Below are 21,559 nucleotides of genomic sequence, written 5' to 3'. Positions count from 1 at the left end.
ATCTGTTTTTAGATGCTTATATTCACAATATATGTATTATTTTCTCTCTCAATATGCATGCTTCCCTTATGCATCCTCACCATCTTTTCCGTACTTTTCAGGCCGATTCTGCTGCTTTCAACCTCATCCCCTGAAGATTTAATACCGTTCGCAAGAACAATTTTTGTCTTTCCATGTTCCCGTTCTGCTTCTACAGTAACTTTGTGCTTTTTATCACCATACTTTAAAATATTGGAAAAAAGATTACTGAAAATACGTTTGAGCATAATCTCGTCTCCCGACATACATCCTTCCGGAAGCACCAGCGTCTGTTCTACCGAAAAACCGGCAAGACGGATAAATTCACAGTTATCTTCCAGAATATCATTTAATACCGAAACCGGCATCTGCTTAAGCTCCGCCGTCTCGTCTACTTCATATACCAGCGCATACTCAAACATCCGGTCTGTCAGAACACGGATATCATCTGCTTTATGAATACATTTTTCAACATATTCATCACGGGCACTTTCCGGACAGCGTTTTAATTTCAGAATATCCAGATAGCCTCTGAGAACAGTAAGGGGAGTTCTCAGATCATGAGAAATGGCTGTAATCAGATCCCGGTTCGCACGATGGACGCTCTCTTCTTTTTTAATGTTCATATCCAGAGTCTCCCTCAAAGAATCCAGTTCCTTCGCCAGCATCCCCACTTCACCTTCTCCGCAGTAGGGCACCGGATGCGCCAGATCTCCCTGAGCCATATTGCTGATTTTATCCTTTACCTTAAAAATCCTCTTCATCACACGGCCCATAAATACCAGGATACCGGCCAGAAATACAAAAACACAGAGGAGAATAGAAAAGATCATATAAGGATAGATAAACTGACTTCTGTGATAGGAATAGTAAATTACATCAAAAGTTCCATTTTGAAATTCAACCGGGATATCGCCGTACTGACTTCCCAGAATTTCCTGGCTCATAGACAGCAAGGAACCAAAAGGGTAAACTCTCATAATATCCGTAATCTGTCCGCAGCGGTATAATCCGTCGTCCTGTCCGTAAACATATACCCCCGTGTACTCATCTGTTACGCTGTCCAGAAATGGCTGAATTTCTTTCTGGCCTTCTGTATCATCCTCTGCGGCAGGAACAGAATAATTCTTTGCCTCCCGCTGCAGATTTTCCTCAAACTCTTCTGAATCAAACCATTTTACCAGTCCCGAACTTTCCAGAAATGTCGCGGCATCTGCCTGGTGTACCCACAGAAACCAGAACAGCCCCAGACTGACTGCGCCCATAACAAGAATCAGAAGAAGCAGTTTTGTACTGATCTTCCATCTTTTGATTCGTCTTTCTTCCAGCATCTTTTTTACACGATTCATCCGCGCCACTCTTGTTCCTCCCGGTATCGGCAGTATAACGCCTGCCTTTTCGTATTCATTCAGAAATTTCTCAAAATCACCCGCAATAGTATCCTTTTCCCCATACATTTTTTATCAGTACAGGATTTTTAGGATTTTTTTCTATCTTCCGGCGGAGATTCCGGATATGAACCATAACGGTATTTCCCGCTCCATAATAATAGGGTTCCTGCCAGACCGATTCATACAGCCGCTCCGCTGAAAATGTCTGCCCTTTATTCTTCACCATTAAATGAAGCAGTGCGTATTCCGTATCTGTCAGCTCAATGGGATTTCCATCCCGGCTGACCGAACGCCTCGTCTCATTAATTTCCAGATTATAGAAACGGATAACTGACTCTGCAGGGATCTCTTCATTTTCTGTTCTGATTCCGTTCCCTTTTCCTCCGTATGCCTGATATCTTCTGATCAAAGCCTTTGCCCGGCTGACCAGTTCATTGTAAGAAAAAGGTTTGGCCAGGAAATCATCTCCTCCGCTGGAAAAACCAAGCATTTTATCCCCCTCCTGAGATTTCGCGCTCAGAAACAAAATAGGAGCATTGCTGTACCTTCGAATTTCTTTGCATGTTTTATATCCGTTCATTCCGGGCATCATTATATCAAGGATAATCAGATCAAAATCCTGCGTTTTTGTCTCTTTTAATGCCGTATCCCCTGTTTCTGCTTCTACGATGTCAAACCCTTCTCCTTCCAGCAGAATATGAAGGATTTCTCTTATTTCGGGATTGTCATCCACTACAAGAATAGCGGCTTTCTGCGTCACTGAATCCATAGTTTTACCCCCTGTCTACTGACCGTATGGTAACACATTTTTATGAGGACTGCATATTTCTTAAGAATTCTTTAGATTCCCTTGGGGCTTTTGTTTAGAAAACCACTGTATTCTTATATGGAGAAAAAGGAGAAGACCCATGAAACAGAAACACAGTACATTTTTCAACAGACTATCTTCCGGGCTGCGGAGCCGCACAGAAGCCAAAGCATTTTCACGGATAAAATGCTGCCTGCCTCTGTTTGCTCTGATTCTGCTCTTTGCAGCCCTCATTATTCTGATGGTACCGGAAGGCGCTGTTTTCGGTTCCCATACAGACTGGCTGAGCCAGCATGTTACTCTGGCCGAAACAATCCGTAATGCCTGTCTGGAACAGCATACGCTTCTTCCGGACTGGCTGGAACTGGGCGGCGGCGCTAACGGCTACCAGTTTTCTTATTATGGATTTCTCAGACCGGATATTCTGATAGGATGTCTGCTGCCTCAGGTACCAATGGCTTATATTCTAATTGCCTATATGTTTCTGATCTACCTGGCGTCTGTACTTCTCTGTTTTTTCTGGCTGCGCTCTGAGGAAATCCGTCCTCTGTTCGCCTTTATCGGAAGTGTGCTCTTTATGACGGCAGGATCAATGTTTCACATGCATCGCCAGATCATGTTTGTTAACTATATGCCTTTTCTGCTTCTTGCTTTTCTGTGTATCTCAAAAAAGCGCACAAAATGTCTGCCGATCTGCTTTGCCTTAATTATCCTTCACAGCTTTTATTTCGCTGCCGCAGCTTTTGCAGCAGCTGGCTGGTACTGGCTCCGCCGGGAAGGAAAAGGATTCTGGAAAAAATATTTTGTGAAGAGTTATCTGGGCTCCTGTGTTCTGGCTGCAGCCATGTCAGCAGCCCTTCTCATCCCTACCGGCCTGGTGCTGCTGGAACATCGGAGAACCGGAAGCAACCCTTTGCTTCCGGAACTGTTTGCTCCAAACCCGGTACTGAACAGTCTGCTGTTCGATGAATACGGCATGGGACTGACGCTCGTCTGCCTTTATGTCATACTGGCAGGACTGGGCAGAAAAGCTTTTCGGGCGGACTGTCTGCTCTTTCTTCTTATGGGACTGTTCGGCATCTTTTCCTATGTAATGAACCTGACTCTTTACGCAAGACCGAAAATACTGATTCCTTTTATGCCTCTTGTAATACTATCGTGTGTCCGCTTCCTGCAGAATGAACCATACGAAAAAGAAGGCGGAAGGCATCATCCGTATCCCCTCTGGCCCTTTACAGTCATACTTCCGGTTGTACTTCTGTGGTTCAGCCAGGAACAGTTTTGCTGGGGACTGATGGAATCCGGTCTGCTTCTGGCATATTGTCTGATTCAGCGATACAGGCTGAACCGGTACCGCTTGTCTGTATACAGCGCTTCCCCGGAAACAGCGCCCGGGAAACACCTGTCCGCGCCCTCTCCTTTCAGGCGGATTTCCGGCTGCGCCCTGTGTCTGTTTCTCCTACTGGCAGCGCCGGTTCAGATCAGTCTGGCCACAGCCGGAACAGAAGAGTGGGTACAGAAAACAGAACTTTCCCAGGGACTCTCAAAAGATGACGTACTCTCTGCCAGAGCTTCTGATGAATCCGGTTCCGGATCTGCAGATAATTCTGCAGACGGACAGAAAGATGCTACGGCAGCTATAAAAACCACAGACTTTCCGACTTTCCTGACGGATCCTCTGTATCGTTTTGACAGTCTGACCGAACCGCTGAACAGCAGCAATGAACTGCTGATTCCCGGTCAGTCCAAAACAACGATGTATTCCTCCATTACAAACCACAGCTACTCTGATTTTTATTATGACAGGCTGCTGACGCCAATCCGCATCAACAACCGGGTTGCCTTTCTGGCATCGGACAATCCTTTCCTGTTTCGGCTGATGGGCGTCCGCTGGCTTGAAACAACAGAAGATAATGTCCCGGAAGGCTATCAGGTAATCTATCAGTCCGGCGAAAATGTGATTGCAGAAAATCCGAATGTCCTTCCCAAGGTATATTTCACAGAAGATACTCTGTCTCAATCTTTCTTTGACAGTCTGGAAACATACGACCGGCTGGATGCCCTGACCCGCTTTACAGTAGTCGATAATTCCGAAACAGACGGAGAAGGTACAGATAATACAGCTGCAGGAAACACTTCATCGGGTACCGGCGGAGACCTTTGCGCATATGAGAGCCGGATGGAAACCTGGTTTCCTGATCTTTCCGCTCTTTCTCTTCCGGAAGGCCTTGAGATTACAGAAACGCCCTTTGGTTATCAGATCACGGCTGAAAAAGAATGTACTCTTTCTGTCAATATTGAACAGCCGCCCTCCGGAAAAATTGTTCTGCTTGACTTTGAAGTGGATAATCTGACCAGCTCTGCCGTGGTAATTGATATAAATGATATTCGCAATAAACTTTCCGGCCGTTTTGCGGCTTACCCGAACGGCAACGATTGCTTCCACTATCAGTTCTTGGAAGCTGATTCCGGCAGTGGATTCCGACATCTTGAAATCACTTTTGGAAAAGGCTGTTACGCCATCCGCAATGTACAATGGCATCTTTATGACAAAGATCTGCGGGATGCCGGGAGCTATACGCCGCTTAGAACAAAGGCTGCTGACAGCACTGCGGACACGTCTGATTCTGTTCTGGTCTCCGGTACTATAGAGGCAGAAAACAGCGGGTATCTGGCCACATCCATTCCGGCACAAAACGGTCTGGAGATTCTGGTTGACGGAAAACCGGCCGACTCGGTAACTGTAAACTGTGCCTTTGCCGGGATCCGTCTTGAAAAAGGCTCACATGAAATAGAAATTCATTTTACCGCTCCGGGGAAAAAAGCCGGATGCATTATCAGCTCCGCCGGCATCGCCATGTACGGAGTATATCTCTTACTTAATACTGTAAAGAAAAGGGGGAACTAACCATGAAATCCAAAAAGGAACTGATCTGTTATCTCATCAGCGGAGGCATTACTACGGCAGTAAACTATGTACTGTATGGCGGACTGTTGTTTCTGCACCTGTCTTACATCGCCGCCAACAGTATTGCCTGGGCAGGAGCGGTTCTGACTGCATATATTCTTAACCGGCGGCTTGTTTTTCACTCGCGGAACAAAATATGGAAAGAGCTTCCCTCTTTTGCCGCTCTGCGCTTTCTGACGCTTCTTGTGGAAAATGTACTTCTCTGGCTGCTGATCGACCATCTGTATATTCTTCCGCTTCCGGCCAAACTGCTGGTCAGCGTAATAACTGTAGTCGGAAATTACGTATTCTGCAAATACGGAGTCTTTAAAAAGGAGGAGATCTGTCATGGATAAAATCAGTATTATCGTACCCTGTTATAATGAAGAAAAAGTGCTGTCCGCGTTTTACCGGGAAACCACAGCAGCAGTAAAGGACATTACAGATGCGGAATGCGAGTTTATATTTGTGGACGACGGAAGCCGTGACCGCACGCCGGAAATTCTGCACAGCCTTTCCCTGGCAGATGAACGGTGCAAATATATTTCCTTTTCCAGAAACTTCGGCAAAGAAGCCGCCATGTACGCGGGCCTTCAGAATGCGTCCGGCGATTACTGTGTATTTATGGACGCGGATCTGCAGCATCCGCCAAAGCTTTTAAAGGAAATGTACAATGTGGTAAAAAATGAAGGCTATGACTGCTGCGCGGGACTCAGAGAAGACCGGGAAGGCGAAGGGCATATGCGTAATTTTCTCTCCCATGCATTTTACAAAATAATCGGCCGGCTCTGCCGCCTGGACATGACAGACGGCGCCGGTGATTTCCGTATGATGAACCGGACCATGGCCGACTCTATCCTGGAACTGAAGGAATATAACCGCTATATGAAGGGAATCTTTTCTTTTGTAGGATTTGATACAAAGTGGATTCCATTCCACAATGTAGAGCGGGCGGCAGGAGAAACCAAGTGGACATTCCGTTCTCTGTTCCGTTATGCGCTGGACGGCATCCTTTCCTTCTCTTCCGCGCCGGCCACTCTGGCGGGAACCGCAGGATTTTTTCTCATTGCGGCCGCATTTATCATTGGAATTGCCACTCTGCTGATCCGGCACAGTCTGCCAGGCCTCACCCTGGTCATCTGCCTGCTGTTTTTCCTGAGCGGCATTCAGATGTTTTTTATCGCGATTCTGGGACAGTATATTGCAAGGGACTATATGGAAAGCAAAAAACGTCCCATCTATATTATAAAGAAAAAAGGCGGGTTCTGATCTCCCGCCTTTCGTACCGTTTTAACCGGTATGCAGGATCTGTACTTTCTGCTTTACCGGACATTTCTCCTGTTCTATGCCCCTGCCAGCCTGAGCTCTGTTTTCAGCGAACCTTCCATAGCCCCCGACTTTTTTCTCACAGCCACATCCTGGAACTGAAAATAATCCGGATGATGTCTGGACTGTGTATATTCGAACTGGACTCCCTCGTCATTAAATGTCTGGCTCGTTATAACCGCCATACAGTTATAACCTTTCAAATCAATGTATTTTTCATCGACCTGTGTGACATGCTCTACAGTAAGCGTCCTTTTACTGGTGACAATGTTCATCCCCAGCTCCTCTTCCAGATACTCATAGACGGATCCTTCCGCAATCTGCGGGGTGAGCTCCGGCATCAGCTCCCGGAGGAAATAGTTATGATCAAGGATCAGCGGCTTTCCATCCAGAATACGAAGTCTCTGAATATACAGAACTTCCGTCCCTTCCGGAAAACCTGTCCTTTTCTCAATCCTTGCATCTGCTGTAAGCTCCGTAAACTGAAGCACCCTTGTGGCGCTCAGTCTCCGATTGCGCCGGGACGCTTCTTTAAACGACTCAATCCCGCCGACCGTATACGCATTCTGATCGACAGGCTGGTAAATATTGCGCACACCCTTTCCCTGCATAGACTGAATATAGCCTTCCGACGCCAGTTCAGCCAGCGCCCTGCGCACCGTATTGCGCGAGCATCCGTACAGGCTGATCAGGTTATGCTCCGAGGGAAGCAGCTCCTGATACGCGTATTGCTCCGTCTCTATTTTTTCTTTTAAATCTCTGTAGATCATGTCATATATTGCTTTTGGCATGGCAACCACCTTCTTGTTTAAACATTTATTTTTATTATAGAAAGACACTCAAAAAAAATCAATAGAAACCGGCAAAAAATAATTGACATGTTTAAACAAGCGTGTTATATTTAAGTTGTTCAAACAAGTGCGGTTTATTTGCTGTAAAAGCAGCCGGAAACAAAATCATGGAAAGGATGAGAAAAACATGGGAAAGTATGAAAACGATGTAAAACAGCTGCTGACCCTGATCGGCGGCAAAGAAAACATCCAGGCAGTCTCCCACTGCATGACAAGGATGAGATTCGTCCTTGTAGACCCGAAAAAAGCAGACGAAAAAGCAATCGAGGAGCTGCCGAGTGTTAAGGGAACATTTACTCAGGCCGGCCAGTATCAGGTTATCATCGGCAACGACGTGGCCGTCTTCTATAATGAATTCACTGCTTACGCAGGAATTGAAGGCGTAAGCAAAGATGCCGTAAAGGCGGCGGCAAAGACAAACCAGAATCCCCTTCAGAAGATTATGGGAACCCTGGGAGAGATCTTCGCTCCTCTGATTCCGGCGCTGATCTGCGGCGGTCTTGTCCTGGGATTCAGAAACGTGATCGGCGAAATCAATTTCTTTAACAACGGAACCCAGAGTCTGGCAGATATTTCCCAGTTCTGGTCAGGGACCTACAATTTCCTGTGGCTGATCGGTGAAGCTGTCTTCCACCTGCTGCCGGTCGGAATTGTTTGGTCTATTACCAAGAAAATGGGGACCACTCAGATCCTTGGTATTATCCTTGGTCTGACGCTGGTATCTTCCCAGCTGCTTAACGGTTTCAGTGTATCTACTACAAAAGCCGCTGACATCCCGTACTGGGATTTCGGATTTGCAAAAGTAGATATGATCGGTTACCAGGGACAGGTAATTGCGGCAATGATGGCCGGTTTTGTGCTTGTATACCTGGAGAAATTTTTTAAGAAAATCTGTCCGGAAGTCATCAGTATGATCGTTGTGCCATTCTGTTCCCTTGTTCCGGCGGTTATTATTGCCCACACCGTTGTAGGCCCCATCGGCTGGGCAATCGGAGACGCAATCGGCAACGTAGTATACACAGGACTTACATCAGATTTCCGTTTCCTGTTTGCGGCGGTATTCGGACTTTTATACGCGCCGCTGGTTATGACCGGTCTGCACCATATGACAAATGCCATCGACTCACAGCTTCTGGCGATTCCGCCGAAGACTACAATCCTGTGGCCCATGATCGCGCTCTCCAATATCGCTCAGTGCTCCAGTGTACTGGCTATGTCTATTCTTCAGAAAAAAAATGAAAAAGCTCAGCAGGTTAATGTTCCTGCATGTATCTCCTGTTACCTGGGCGTAACAGAACCGGCGCTCTTCGGTGTCAACTTAAAATATGTATTTCCCCTTGTCTGCGGGATGATCGGCTCCTGCTTCGCGGCGATGATTTCTGTAGGATTTGGTGTGGAGGCTCTGAGTATCGGCGTAGGCGGTCTTCCGGGCATCCTGTCCATCAAGGCTGCGGACTATCTGACCTTCCTTCTGGCAATGGCAGTGGCAATTGTAATTCCTTTCACACTTACTTTCATTGTAGGAAAGATGAGACTTTCCGGAGAAGACCGTTACGGAAAAGAGGCCGCTGACGCTGCTGAAGCCGCACAGGATAAGCAGGCCGCTGAAAGTGAAAATAAAATTGCTGATACGGCAGCAAACGCCAGTGCCGCAGCAGATGTAAAAGAACTGAAATCTATTCTTGACGGAAGAGTAATGCCGGTTACTGAGGCGCCGGATGATGTATTCTCGCAGAAAATCATGGGAGACGGACTGGCAATCGAACCCTCCGGCACAGTTGTAAAAGCACCGGCAGACTGTGACGTAAGCGTTGTAATGGCTGACACAGGCCATGCATGCGGACTGACTCTTGCAAATGGAATTGAGCTTCTGATTCATGTAGGCGTTGACACGGTAGACATGGGCGGAGACGGATTTGAGCTTCTGGTTCAGGAAGGCCAGCATGTAAAAGCCGGTCAGGAACTGATCAAATTCGATCCGGAAAAGATAAAAGCAGCCGGACATCCCTGCACCACCATGCTGATTGTAACATCAGAAGGAAATGCCTCCGGCATCACAATGCACACAGGAATCGACGCAAAAGCAGGCGAAACTCCGGTTATCACCTGGGACTGAACCGCAGGGGATTCTCAAAAGCTTCATAGCAGAAAGGAGCATATAAAATGAGCACAGATTTCAGAAAAAGCACAGTATATCAGATTTACCCGAAGTCATTCTGTGATACGAACAACGACGGACTGGGCGACCTCCGCGGCGTAATTGAAAAACTGGATTATATCAAAGAACTTGGCGTTGATTATATCTGGCTGACCCCGTTTTTCGTTTCCCCGCAGAATGACAACGGATATGATGTAGAAGACTATTACAATATTGATCCCAGATATGGTACAATGGCAGATGTGGAAGAACTGATCGCCGAAGGAAAGAAGCGGGGGATCGGTCTGATGTTTGACATGGTATTTAACCATGTATCCACACGCCATGAGTGGTTCCGGAAAGCCATGGACGGAGATCCGTATTACAAAGATTTCTTCTTCTTCCGCAAGGGAAAAGGAAAGGATGTGCCTCCTACAAACTGGGAAAGCAAATTCGGCGGGAATGCCTGGGAATACGTGGAAAAGTTCGATGAGTATTACCTTCATCTTTTTGATGTAACACAGGCGGACCTGAACTGGGACAATGAAAATGTACGGAAAGAAATTCAGAAAATCGTCCGGTTCTGGATGGATAAAGGCGTCCGCGGTTTCCGTTTCGACGTGGTCAACCTGATCAGCAAAGCTGCTTTTGAGGATGACGAAACAGGAGACGGAAGAAAATATTACACAGACGGCCCGAATATCCATAAATATCTGAAAGAGCTTCACGATATGACATTCGGAACCGATGCGGAAATCCTCACAGTCGGCGAAATGTCCAGTACCTCCATAGAGAACTGCTACCAGTATGCCGGAGCTGATACCGGAGAGCTGTCCATGGTATTCAGCTTCCATCACCTGAAAGTGGACTTTATGGGAAATGAAAAATGGGTGCTTGTGCCTGCAGATTTCGGAAAGCTGAAAAAAATCATTTTCGAATGGCAGACAAAAATGGCTGAACACAACGCATGGAACGCCGTTTTCTGGTGCAACCACGATCAGCCCAGAGTGGTATCCCGTTTTGGAGATGAAGGGAAATACTGGAAGCAATCTGCCAAAATGCTGGCAACAATTATACACTGTCTGCGTGGAACTCCCTATGTATACCAGGGTGAGGAAATCGGCATGACAAACACAGACTTTACAGAGATTTCCCGGTTTAAAGATGTGGAGAGTCTGAACCACTACCAGATTCTGCAGGACAAGGGACTGTCTGCTGCAGATGCCCTGCGTATTGTCCAGGTACACTCCCGGGACAACGGACGTACGCCCATGCAGTGGAATGATTCCGCCTACGCCGGATTTACATCTGCAGACAGCGAAGAGCCCTGGATCGGCGTAAACAGTAATTACACGAAAATAAATGCTGCCAGCCAGCTCGAAGATCCCGATTCCATCTTCCATTATTATCAGAAGCTTATCGCTCTGAGAAAAGAAGTTGATGTTATCGCTTTCGGTGATATTGAACCACTTGCCGAATCTCATCCGTCTGTCTTCGCCTACAGAAGAACCTATGAAGGCCATGAGCTGATCGTAGCTGCTAACTTCTACGGCAGGGAATGCTGCTGGAAGGACGCGCCGGATATGAGCGGATTTGAAAAGCTGACCGGCAATTATCATGAAGAAACTGCTCCGAAAAACGGAGAGTGGACTCTGAAGCCGTATGAGGCACAGGTATGGTACAAATAATCCTGCTTAAACCAATGGCCAGATAATAAATAGAAAGAACCGGAAACATGAATACAGCGCAGTTTCTGCCGATACAGTACTGCCGCCATTTCTGTTTCCCGGTTCTTTTGTTATTTCGTTCTTTTCCTTTTCTGCATTCTCCTTTCTGCCCGTATTTACCTGAAAAACCCATTGCCATGACAAAATGAATTGTTTATACTATAAAAAGTATTTTCTCCGGAACCCGGCAAATAGTTTACTGCTGTGTGTCCGGAAATTTCTGCTCTTCTGCAGCGCACAGAGCAGAAAGGAAGGGGGATAACAGACTGATTTTACAGTCTTACTATACAAATGCTTACAAGAAAAGAAATGAAACAGAAGGGACGGCAGTCCCTGAAAAAGCACTATCTGATATTTCTAGCCGCCTGTCTTGCCGCAGCGTTCCTTGCATCAGAATTCCGCAGCGCTCTCGCTTTCACCACGATCCGGTCCTATGAACTTCCGGCAGATTTTTCCGGTACGGAAAGTCCGCCCCCTTCGCAGCGCCGGAGTATTGCCTGGGAAGATATTCTTATGAACATAGCGGAACATGACACATTGTCCGGCCGCCAGCTGTCTGAACAGATCAAACAAAACGCGATCGAGCAGGCAAAAGACGGAAATCCTATGTTTGGCCGGAGCCGCGGCATACTCTCCGGACTGGTGAACTCTGTTTCGTCCGGTTCCATAGTCGTATCTGCCGTTGCCGCCGTTACTTCCATCACCGGTTCTGAAAATCTGGGAATTCTTTTTCTGATCCTCATCGGAGAACTGGGATTTTTCCTGTTCTGGTTTTTAATACAAAATACATACCCAGTAATTATGAGGCGGATTTTTCTGGAAGGCCTGAATTACGGACGAGTAACTCCTCAGAGGTTTCTCTTTCTTCTGAGAATAAAAAAATGGCTGAAAGCCTCGCGTATTATGTTTGTAAGATATATTTTCTATACTCTGTGGTGTCTGACCATAGCAGGAATCTTTATAAAGCGGTATTCTTATTTTATGGTGCCCTATATTGCGGCTGAAAATCCGGATATGAGCGGCCGTGAAGCTGTAACTTTGTCTCGCAGAATAATGCGGGGACATAAATGGGAATGTTTTGTCCTGGAGCTTTCTTTCCTGGGCTGGCAGATTCTGGGGCTTCTCACCTTCGGGCTGTTTAACGTGCTCTATACAAATCCATATAAAACAGCTGTTTTTACTCAATACTACGGACAGCTCCGGGCACTGGCCAAAGAAAACGCTGTTCCTGTAACAGAGCTTCTGAACGATACATGGCTCTATGAAAAACCGGATCCGTCGCTTATAGAAGAAAAGTATGCCGACGTAATTTCCGTAATGAAGAACCCTGCAGATCCCGCAGGCGGTCTCACCGGATGGCGCGCTTTCTTTGCGCGGAATTTTGGCGTTCTGCTTTTTGCGCGTGAACGGGAAAAACAATATGAAAGCAGGCAGGCAGCATGGGTTAAATTTCAGGAACTTATGGATGATGCAGACGGCCGTGCCTATCCGGTCAGGCTTTTCCCGGTTCCCGAAGACAGCCGCCGGATGCTGGTGGACTCCCTTAACTATATGCGGCACTATTCCGTCTGGTCCCTGATTGTCATTTATCTGGGACTTGCCATTTTCGGCTGGCTGTGGGAAGTCGCAATGCATCTCATTACGTACGGTACTTTTGTAAACCGGGGCGCTCTCCACGGTCCCTGGCTTCCGATATACGGTCTGGGCTCCGTGCTCATCCTTACATTTTTAAACAGACTTCGCAGCCATCCTGTAATTGAGTTCTGCGCAGCAATTGTTCTCTGCGGTTTCCTGGAATACATGACTTCTGTCTTTATGGAATTTACCACAGGCGGTAAAAAATGGTGGGACTACAGCGGATATTTTCTTAACCTGAACGGACGAATCTGCGCGGAGGGACTTCTGGCATTCGGAATCGGAGGCATCGCCGTAGTATACATTCTGGCCCCGCTGATTGATAATATTATAAACCGGATCAATTCGAAAATCCTCCGGCCCGTCTGTATCGCTGTGGCGGCAGTTTTTCTGGCTGACTTCGTGTACTCACAGTTTTATCCCAATACAGGACACGGAATTACGGATATTGAAGCGCAGATCCAGATCCGGGATCCGGATGCATATACCGCTCAGTTTGAGCTTTCTCCACGGGTGACAGATAATGGCCGGACATATTATTTATAAAATCCGTCCGGGCTGCACGGCCCGCCGGCAGATAATATAAAATTTCAAAAAAACACTTGCAATTATACACTCCTTATGCTAATATATAACACGGTCACTGCGAAAACAGCGACCGTGTTATGGCCCCGTGGTCAAGCGGTTAAGACATCGCCCTTTCACGGCGGTAACACGGGTTCGATTCCCGTCGGGGTCATTTGTCGTTTTCCAGGTCAGATAATTTTCATCAAATCTGTAACGGCAGAAAAGCACTGCAGTATCCGGAATCCAGATGCCCAGTGTTCACAGTAAGGCGCAGTAGCCAAGCGGTAAGGCGTGGGTCTGCAACACCCTGATGCACCGGTTCAAATCCGGTCTGCGCCTCTTTATAAAAAGCAGCGGGAATGTCGCATATGCGATATTTCCGCTGCTTTTTCTCTAAAGATTTTCCACACAGTTATCTGTGTCCGTCTTCTTCTGTTCTTCATATGAAAATATATTTTCGATAGCCGTATTAAACACTTTCGCTATATCTGCCGCCAGTTTCAATGACGGATTATACTTTCCTTTCTCCAGTCTTACTATTGTTTCTCTTCTTACATTAACCTTATCGGCCAGTTCTTTCTGTGTCATATTTTGTTTTTCTCTGAATGCCTTTATCTTTGTAACAAGTTGCTCCATTTGATCCTGTCTCGCCTTTCTTCAGTATCCGCCTGTTTTTCCAGTCATCTCACAATAATAAACTGCGGCTGCGATAAAAGTATCACTGTATTTCTATGCTGTCAATATCTTATTTAAATAAAACACCGCCCTTATATTCAGCAGCGTTTGTCCATTATCTTACAGAATATTACAGCTGTTCCTGTACTGATGGCGGTTGCCACAATCCCTGCTCCCACAATTGCCGCCGGATTCACACTTCCGTACTGACTCCGAAAGGCAATTACATTTACCGGAATCAGCTGAAGAGAAGAAATATTGATAATAAGAAAAGTACACATTTCATTGCCGGCAATTCCTTTTTTCCTGGCCGGACCTGCCGTACGGCCGGACCTTCTCTCATCCTCCAGTTCCCGGAGTTCTTCCATGGCCTTAAGTCCTGCCGGTGTGGCCGCCCATCCAAGCCCCAGAAAGTTCGCGATCATATTTGTGGCAATGCTTTTCTGTGCCGGATGTCCTGCCGGAAGATCCGGGTAAAGGAACTTAAGCACCGGCCGAAGTTTTCCTGACACACTTTCAATTACGCCTGCTTTAGAGGCAATCTCCATCAGCCCGCTCCAGAGAGAAATTACTCCCATCATAGTAATACACAGTGTGACCGCTTCCCGGGATGAATCAATCGCCGCATTTGTAACCTCCGGTATTCTTCCGGTTACAACCGCATAAATAATACCGGTCAGTATCATACCCGCCCAAAGATAATTTAACATATCTCCGCATACTCCTTTCCTAGGACACCATCATACCGGCCAGAACCACGCTTGCCGCAAGTCCGGCGCCCGTAGCCGCAAGCGCCCCTGCCAGAGTGTATCTGGTCTTTGTGATTTTAACCGACATAAAATACACACTCATGGTATAAAAAATCGTTTCTGTACAGGACATGGCAATGGAAGCCGTCAGCCCCAGAAATGAATCTGTACCGTATTCTTTGTATACATCCAGAAGGAGTCCGGAGGCGGCGGAAGAAGAAAACATTTTCACAATTGCCAGCGGAACAAGCTCCCCCGGAAATCCTATATATGCAGTAAACCGGCCGAGAAGACCTGCAAGAAAATCAAGAAACCCGGAGGCGCGGAGAATGCCCACTGCGGTCATCAGACCGATTAAGGTGGGCAGAATCCGTATTACTGTAAGAAAACCGCTTTTTGCCCCCTTCACAAAAGTATCATATACCGGTACTTTCATCAGAATTCCGTAACAGACAATCAGAAAAATAATAAACGGGACGATAAAATCAGAGAGAAGGAGAAATACATTCATACTTTACATCTCCCACATGTAATCTTCCACGATATCAAAGGGGGCGGGCCCTACTTTCAGCACGGCCTCATGAAATTCCTTCTGTGAAAATTCTTCCCCCTTCTCGCTGATCCAGTCTTTTTTCAGTTCCAGAAACTCAACATAGCCGATATAATATTTCAGGTAATTTCCCGGAGAACCGATGATCAGTTCATAGATTCTTTCTACTGTATCCGTATCTGTAATGCCGTAGTTGCTGAAAAATGCTACAGTATCCATACGGGTCCACCCTTCATAATGAATGCCGATGTCCGCCAGGGTATACAGGCCCAGTATTATTGAATTGTTTTTCTGCAGAAGCGTGGCCTGCTCTTTGGAAAGAGGCATCAGATAATAGCTCCCCATCTCTGCATAAGTCGCCCACCCTTCTACATACCCGCCGAAACTAAAGATACTGCGGAGAGGGTCCGGATCAGTACTCTCATAGTAAATCGTCTGATACAGATGACCCGGATATCCTTCATGAGCCAGCGTAGTAAACAGAGTCAGATCATCATTCATATGTGCCCGGTTGATGTAAATTACATTTTCATTCGTATTGTCAATCGCGGGAATCATATAAAAAGCCGGACTCAGATGCTCTTCCATCTCCTCCGGCACGTATTTCACTTCCAGCGTTGTATCCGGTGCCTCCGGAAATGTTCCGGAAATCCCCTGCTCCAGCTCATTCAGAATCAGTTCTGCATTATTTTCTCCCATTTCTTTTGCCGTCTCCTGCGCTTCCTCCGCAGTAATGCCCAGCACCTGCTCCATTGCTGTAAGGTCATCTGATATCTGTCGTCTGGTCAGATCTTTCATCTCTTCCACCGAACGGTCCGAGCCCGTAGACTGCCTGACTGCCAGCTCATAATATTCCTTACCCTGCGGCAGGCCGGCAAGACCCTTTTCGTTTTGTCCCGTTCCTTTCAGTTTTTCAATTTCAGCAGTCAGTTTCTCATATGCCGGGATAATATTGTCCGATACGACAAGCGCATTATCCTGTATATAGTCACTTTTTTCTTTCTCTGTCAACTCTTCAACACCCCGTATTCGGTCCGCAAATGTAGAATACAGATAATTTCCGTCTCCCATATCCAGAAATGCCCTGCACTGTTCGATAACTGTCTCCGCCGTATAATCTGCCATAAAAAGACCTGCCTGTGATTTCGCTCTCTCAAATGTAATCAGACTGTCAAAGTATTCCCCTGTTGTTTCCAGAAGTGCAAGATATGTATCTACGTCGTCCCTGTCATAAAACTGATATTCCGAAAGAGCAACCGGGAGCTGCGTCTGCACCCCGCTGACCAGCGCAAGCGGTTCTTCGTACAGAATATAGTCCGCGCTTTTTTCCGCCTCTTTCAGATAATATTCCAAAACATCATATGTAACCTGATTCTGCACATTCAGATCTCTTTGTTCAAACTGCTCCAGTGCTTTCTGTGTGTTTTCCAGAGCCGCCTCAGTCCGGGCAGAATCCGTATCAAAAATGCCGAAAGTAACAGGCTGTTCTTCAATACCGTATGCTTCCGGATCTTTCAGGGAATAATGAAGACTGATCGTATTGGATGCCGTCTCCCGGCAGAACAGCGCATTTGTAAAATTTTCAAATTTCTCGTCTTCGCCTTCTGTACTTCCTCGCCCACATCCGCCTGTCAAGACAGACAGAGGAACTATTACGCCAGTCATTAGTAATGTAAAACATTTTTTTCGCAATTTATAAATATCTTTGAATTTATTATGAGCTCTATGCATTTCGTATAACTCACTGCCCTTTGAGATGCATTTACTGTATAGTATGATTATCCGAAACACATTATTCCAACAGGAACAGGGCACCGAATACGCAAACGATTCTCGTTTTCTATACTGGTTTTAGGATTGTTTACCGCATTTCTTTATGCTAAAATTAGAATATGCAGAAAAGAACTTGATGGAGGTGTACTGATGTCCAGCGTGACCTTTGAACACTTAACAAAAACATACCCGAACGGCTTTGTCTCCGTAGATGATGTAAACCTTCACATTGAAGATGGAGAATTTGTAGTTTTTCATGGCCCCAGCGGATGCGGGAAATCTACAATCCTCCGTATGATCGGCGGGCTTGAAGATATTACTTCCGGCAGAATCTATCTGGACAATGAACTCCTAAATGACATACTTCCCCGGGACCGGCGCCTTTCCATGGCTTTTCAGAACTACACGTTATATAAAAATTTTAATACTTATGAAAATATTGCCCTTGGATTGCGGCTGCGCAATTTCCCCCTGACTGTAATTGACTCGAGGGTTAAAACTGCTGCAAAATTTCTTGGAATCGCAGAAATACTGGATAAAAAACTCAAGGCTATCTCCGACGCGGATAAGCAGCGTACTGCTCTGTGCCGCGCTATTGTCTGTCAGCCGAAAGTTATGCTGGTAGATGAAGATTTTGCCCGCCAGGATGAAAACCGCCGTAAAGAAATGATTTCTGATATTCTGAAAATAAACAGGGTAATGAAAATAACCGTACTATATGTAACAAACAACTACGAAGAAGCTGTTTCTCTCGGAAAAAGAACTGTTTTTATGAAAGACGGAAAAATCACCCGCATATCGGAAGCCGCTGAAAAACGGAGTAAATGTTAACAGCAGAAGATCACTTCTTCTGCTGTTCCAGATAATTGTAGATATCCCGCTTTGATACTCCCCGGTCTTTTCCGGTTTTTTTCATTGCCTCCTTTTTGTCAAACCCCTGCGCCAGATAATACTGCATATGGTCGTCTATGCTCATATTCTCCCATTCCGCGCGCTTTTCGCGTTCCATATCCTCTCTGCTTCTGCCTTCAATAACAATAACGCATTCTCCTTTTGGCTCATTTGCCTCATAATATGCAGCTGCATCCTGAAGGTCCGTACGCAGGGCTGTCTCATACTTCTTGGTCAATTCCCGGCATACAGCCGCTCTCCGGTTTCCCAGCCTTTCCGCCAGAAACTTCAGAGTCTTCACAAGCCGGTGGGGAGCTTCATATAATATAATCGTTCTTGTTTCCCGCTCCAGCTCCCGGAAAATTTCCTCACGTTCTTTTTTTTCTGTCGGCAGAAATGCCTCAAAGGCAAATCGTCTGGTCGAAAGCCCCGAAATTGTCAGTGCAGTAATGCATGCCGCCGGTCCAGGAAGAGATGTCACAGGGATCTCTGCCTCACAGCACATTCTCACCAGCTCTTCTCCCGGATCTGAGATCCCGGGAGTTCCCGCATCTGTAATCAATGCAACATTCTTCCCTTCCATAAGCTGTTCCACAAGCTTCTTGCCTTTGTCATATTTGTTATATTCGTGATAGCTGGTCAATGGCGTCCTGATCTGGAAATGATTCAGCAATCGTATACTGTTTCTTGTATCTTCCGCCGCGATCAGATCTACCTCGCCCAGAATGCGTACAACCCGATATGTAATATCCTCCAGATTTCCAATGGGTGTGGCACACAGATATAATGTTCCTGGCATATTCCTCTTCTCCTTCTGCTTCCCGCAAAACAGATCTGTGATCTTCCCCGGTCACACATTCGTCCTGCCGCGTCCGCCTTCATTTCCGCCTTCTGCACGTTCATACATTATTATCGGAGGTTCCACTGTAACTCGTGACCTGGCTCCTCGCACCCCTTCAATCAGAACCATCGTCGGTTCCTTATCAATATAGGAATGTACAAACTGAATTCGTTTTGCCTCTATTTTATATGCATTCATTTTTATCAGAATCTCTGTCAGCCGGAACGGACGGTGTATCATATAAAATCTTCCTTTATCCTGCAGAAGCCTCATACTCTCCCGCAGAATATCATCCAGCGAACACAGCACTTCATGCCGTGCAATTGTCTTTGTGTCAGCTGAATTTGTCAGACCGTGCCGAGCCAGCATATAAGGCGGATTTGTTGTAATCACATCAAAAAAGGCCGGCCTGAATATCTCTGCCGCCTCTTTGATGTCTCCTGTCACAATATCTATTTTGTCTTCCAGACTGTTATAAAGCACGCTTCTTCTGGCCATCTCTGCCGTATCTTCCTGTATTTCCAGTCCGGTAAAATGTCTGCCCCGGGTTTTTGCAGACAGCAATATGGGAATAATACCGTTCCCGGTCCCCATGTCCAGTACTGTTTCTCCCGGTTTTATCTTCACAAAATCCGAGAGCAGTACCGCATCTACGCCAAAGCAGAACTGGCCGGGATTCTGAATCAGTTCGAGCCCTCCGAGCTGCAGATCATCCAGTCTTTCACCCGGCTTTACCAGACCCAATCTTTTCTCATTTGTCATCTAACTTTGACGCCCTTTCTCCTTTTTCCAGCTCAGCCAATTTTTTCATTTCCTCTTTGGAAACCTTCTGTTTCTTCTTTCTGGGCTTGAATTTCAGGTCATCCGCCACATATTCCCGGATTTCTTTCTCATCGTTTTCCAGATTTACAATAACCTTTACCTGCTTTCTCAGCACACTCAGAGAGTGCACTACACCTGTTAATCCGTCTTTTGTCGTAACGGCATCTCCCACAGACGGAAGCTGGCTGTTCAAAAGTTCATATGTTTCTTCCTCATTTGTAAGGCAGCACATCAGCCTGCCGCATACTCCGGAAATCTTTGTTGGATTCAAAGACAGATTCTGTTCTTTTGCCATTTTAATCGATACTGCAGCAAACTCTGTCAGATAAGTGCTGCAGCACAGCGGACGGCCGCAGATACCGATGCCGCCGCGGATCTTAGTCTCGTCTCTGACACCAATCTGTCTTAACTCAATTCTGGTACGGAATACTGCTGCCAGATCCTTTACCAACTCGCGGAAATCAATTCTTCCGTCTGCAGTAAAGTAAAACAGTACCTTATTATTATCAAAAGTATATTCCGCGTCAATCAGCTTCATTTCAAGCCCATGCCTGCGGATCTTCTCCTGACATATTTTAAATGCTTCTTTTTCTTTCTGATGGTTCTTTTCAACTGTTCTGCAGTCCTGCTCTGTAGCAATCCTCAGCACCGGTTTAAGGGGCTGTACTACTTCCTTTTCCTTTACATCTCTTGGACCGCTCACCACTCTTCCGAATTCGACTCCTCTTGCAGTCTCTACAATAACATTATCGCCACATTTTATATCAAACTTTCCAGGTGCAAAAAAATAAATTTTCCCTGCTGTCCTGAATCTTACCCCGATTACTTTTGTCATCCTTGTCAGTTCTCCTTTATTGTCAGTAAAAGCAGTTCCATCGCCAGCTCCAGATTGACATTTGCCTTTATTCTTGATTTAGCCTTGTCCAGACCGTCAAGAATGTTCTCTATCCCTTCATAGGAGCTCTTACTTGCCCTTTCTCTGATATATCTCAGCTGATCCGAAAAAACAACTCTGTCTACATTTTTTGTTGCTTTGTAGATAAGCACGTCTCTGTACCAGATGGCAATAACATCCAGATAATCGCCTATTTCCAGTTTATATGTCATACAGTGCTTTACTGCCTCCATCAGATCCGAAACGCTCATGCTGTCAATGTTTCGCAAAAGATGTACGGCATCTTCTTTAATCTCATTGAAATACTCAGAAGTAGCGAGCATAATTGCCTTTCCCATATTACCCTGGGCAAATGCGACGCATACATCTGCTTTGTAATCCGGTATCTCCATCTGCTCCATAAGATATTTCTTTACAAGCTGATCTTTGATATTCCGAAGCTTCATCATTACGCATCTGGAACGGATTGTAGGAAGCAGCGCTTCTGCATTTTCCGTGAGGAGCATAATAACCGCATACTGAGGCGGCTCTTCCAGAGTCTTTAAAAGAGCGTTCTGCGCCTGTACACTCATCATATCCGCATCCGCAATAATATAGATTTTATATTTGCTGCTGTATGGTTTAATTACAACATCATTATTTACCTGCTCCCGGATATCGTCAACACTGATCGTATTGGGTTTTTCATGACTTACACGGATAATATCCGGATGATTTCCGCTCACTGCCTGTTTACAGGATCTGCATTTTCCGCAGGCATCTCCGTCTTCTTCTCTATTCTCACACTGCAGACTCATGGAAAAAAGATTCGCCAGAAGTTTCTTGCCTGATCCCCTCTCGCCATTCAGAATATAAGCATGAGAAACTGCATCTGCAGACACTGCGCTTTCAATATATTTTATTATATTCTTATGTCCTACTACATCCTTAAAACTGCTCATATTCATCACCTGCCG

Annotated in this window: 18 protein-coding genes and 2 tRNA genes; 9 read left to right on the top strand and 11 right to left on the bottom strand. The window is 46.0% G+C overall.

The window, feature by feature from the left end:
* Positions 1-8 precede the first annotated feature (8 nt).
* Both AC0QUU_RS03050 and AC0QUU_RS03045 read right to left on the bottom strand, forming a co-directional pair.
* Positions 9-1,475 (bottom strand): sensor histidine kinase, encoded by a 1,467-nt coding sequence (locus tag AC0QUU_RS03050; RefSeq protein ID WP_474544526.1) that lies wholly within the window; start codon positions 1,473-1,475, stop codon positions 9-11.
* Positions 1,444-2,178, bottom strand: a complete 735-nt coding sequence (locus AC0QUU_RS03045) for a response regulator transcription factor (RefSeq protein ID WP_474544525.1) — start codon at positions 2,176-2,178, stop codon at positions 1,444-1,446. Before AC0QUU_RS03045 ends, AC0QUU_RS03050 begins: the two co-directional genes overlap by 32 nt.
* Before the next feature lie 139 nt (positions 2,179-2,317).
* On the opposite strand from AC0QUU_RS03045, the gene AC0QUU_RS03040 reads away from it, so the two are divergent.
* The 3 genes from AC0QUU_RS03040 to AC0QUU_RS03030 are packed head-to-tail and all read left to right on the top strand — an operon-like array spanning position 2,318 to position 6,433.
* Positions 2,318-5,125 carry a YfhO family protein gene (locus tag AC0QUU_RS03040; protein WP_474544524.1) on the top strand — a complete coding sequence of 936 codons (2,808 nt, stop codon included), beginning with the start codon at positions 2,318-2,320 and terminating at the stop codon, positions 5,123-5,125.
* A gap of 2 nt (positions 5,126-5,127) precedes the next feature.
* The gene (locus tag AC0QUU_RS03035; RefSeq protein WP_474544523.1) at positions 5,128-5,520 is read left to right on the top strand and encodes a GtrA family protein; all 393 of its coding nucleotides are present in this window, start codon (positions 5,128-5,130) and stop codon (positions 5,518-5,520) included.
* Positions 5,513-6,433 carry a glycosyltransferase family 2 protein gene (locus tag AC0QUU_RS03030; protein ID WP_474544522.1) on the top strand — a complete coding sequence of 307 codons (921 nt, stop codon included), beginning with the start codon at positions 5,513-5,515 and terminating at the stop codon, positions 6,431-6,433. Before AC0QUU_RS03035 ends, AC0QUU_RS03030 begins: the two co-directional genes overlap by 8 nt.
* 74 nt (positions 6,434-6,507) lie before the next feature.
* On the opposite strand, the gene treR is transcribed toward AC0QUU_RS03030, so the two are convergent.
* Positions 6,508-7,281, bottom strand: a complete 774-nt coding sequence (gene treR, locus AC0QUU_RS03025; RefSeq protein ID WP_474544521.1) for a trehalose operon repressor — start codon at positions 7,279-7,281, stop codon at positions 6,508-6,510.
* A 187-nt stretch (positions 7,282-7,468) separates the two neighbouring features.
* On the opposite strand from treR, the gene treP reads away from it, so the two are divergent.
* The 5 genes from treP (at position 7,469) to AC0QUU_RS03000 (ending at position 13,746) form a co-directional block, all read left to right on the top strand.
* Positions 7,469-9,457 carry a PTS system trehalose-specific EIIBC component gene (treP, locus tag AC0QUU_RS03020; protein ID WP_474544520.1) on the top strand — a complete coding sequence of 663 codons (1,989 nt, stop codon included), beginning with the start codon at positions 7,469-7,471 and terminating at the stop codon, positions 9,455-9,457.
* Between the two features lie 47 nt (positions 9,458-9,504).
* On the top strand, positions 9,505-11,166 hold the full coding sequence (gene treC / locus AC0QUU_RS03015; protein WP_474544519.1) for an alpha,alpha-phosphotrehalase: 1,662 nt from the start codon (positions 9,505-9,507) through the stop codon (positions 11,164-11,166).
* A 330-nt stretch (positions 11,167-11,496) separates the two neighbouring features.
* Entirely contained in the window at positions 11,497-13,386 is a 1,890-nt protein-coding gene (locus AC0QUU_RS03010) for a DUF975 family protein (protein ID WP_474544518.1), read from the top strand.
* A 121-nt stretch (positions 13,387-13,507) separates the two neighbouring features.
* Positions 13,508-13,579: transfer RNA gene (locus AC0QUU_RS03005), tRNA-Glu, on the top strand.
* A gap of 95 nt (positions 13,580-13,674) precedes the next feature.
* Positions 13,675-13,746 (top strand) — tRNA-Cys (locus AC0QUU_RS03000).
* A 54-nt stretch (positions 13,747-13,800) separates the two neighbouring features.
* Here the strand turns inward: AC0QUU_RS03000 and AC0QUU_RS02995 are convergent.
* The 4 genes from AC0QUU_RS02995 to AC0QUU_RS02980 all read right to left on the bottom strand — a co-directional run bounded on the left by AC0QUU_RS02995 (position 13,801) and on the right by AC0QUU_RS02980 (position 17,046).
* On the bottom strand, positions 13,801-14,043 hold the full coding sequence (locus AC0QUU_RS02995; RefSeq protein WP_474544517.1) for a helix-turn-helix transcriptional regulator: 243 nt from the start codon (positions 14,041-14,043) through the stop codon (positions 13,801-13,803).
* Positions 14,044-14,180: 137 nt separating this feature from the next.
* Entirely contained in the window at positions 14,181-14,792 is a 612-nt protein-coding gene (locus AC0QUU_RS02990) for a nucleoside recognition protein (protein WP_474544516.1), read from the bottom strand.
* A gap of 19 nt (positions 14,793-14,811) precedes the next feature.
* Positions 14,812-15,342 (bottom strand): spore maturation protein, encoded by a 531-nt coding sequence (locus AC0QUU_RS02985; RefSeq protein WP_474544515.1) that lies wholly within the window; start codon positions 15,340-15,342, stop codon positions 14,812-14,814.
* A 3-nt stretch (positions 15,343-15,345) separates the two neighbouring features.
* Positions 15,346-17,046, bottom strand: coding sequence for a DUF885 domain-containing protein (locus tag AC0QUU_RS02980; protein WP_474544514.1), 1,701 nt, complete (start codon positions 17,044-17,046; stop codon positions 15,346-15,348).
* Between the two features lie 258 nt (positions 17,047-17,304).
* Between AC0QUU_RS02980 and AC0QUU_RS02975 the strand changes: the two genes are divergently transcribed.
* Positions 17,305-17,985, top strand: a complete 681-nt coding sequence (locus AC0QUU_RS02975; protein ID WP_474544513.1) for an ABC transporter ATP-binding protein — start codon at positions 17,305-17,307, stop codon at positions 17,983-17,985.
* 10 nt (positions 17,986-17,995) lie between these two features.
* Here the strand turns inward: AC0QUU_RS02975 and rsmI are convergent, their stop codons facing one another.
* From rsmI to holB, 4 genes are read right to left on the bottom strand one after another with little or no spacing between them, the layout of a single operon-like run.
* On the bottom strand, positions 17,996-18,844 hold the full coding sequence (gene rsmI, locus AC0QUU_RS02970; protein ID WP_474544512.1) for a 16S rRNA (cytidine(1402)-2'-O)-methyltransferase: 849 nt from the start codon (positions 18,842-18,844) through the stop codon (positions 17,996-17,998).
* A gap of 51 nt (positions 18,845-18,895) precedes the next feature.
* Complete coding sequence (locus AC0QUU_RS02965) at positions 18,896-19,648, bottom strand: tRNA1(Val) (adenine(37)-N6)-methyltransferase (protein WP_474544511.1); 753 nt, start codon at positions 19,646-19,648, stop codon at positions 18,896-18,898.
* The gene (locus AC0QUU_RS02960; RefSeq protein WP_474544510.1) at positions 19,638-20,543 is read right to left on the bottom strand and encodes a PSP1 domain-containing protein; all 906 of its coding nucleotides are present in this window, start codon (positions 20,541-20,543) and stop codon (positions 19,638-19,640) included. The genes AC0QUU_RS02965 and AC0QUU_RS02960 overlap by 11 nt, the downstream gene beginning before the upstream one ends.
* A 5-nt stretch (positions 20,544-20,548) precedes the next feature.
* The gene (gene holB, locus AC0QUU_RS02955) at positions 20,549-21,544 is read right to left on the bottom strand and encodes a DNA polymerase III subunit delta' (RefSeq protein ID WP_474545509.1); all 996 of its coding nucleotides are present in this window, start codon (positions 21,542-21,544) and stop codon (positions 20,549-20,551) included.
* Positions 21,545-21,559: the final 15 nt, after the last annotated feature.

The sequence above is a fragment of the Mediterraneibacter sp. HA8405 genome (assembly GCF_056148955.1).
This window is presented reverse-complemented; position numbering and strand designations above follow the sequence as displayed.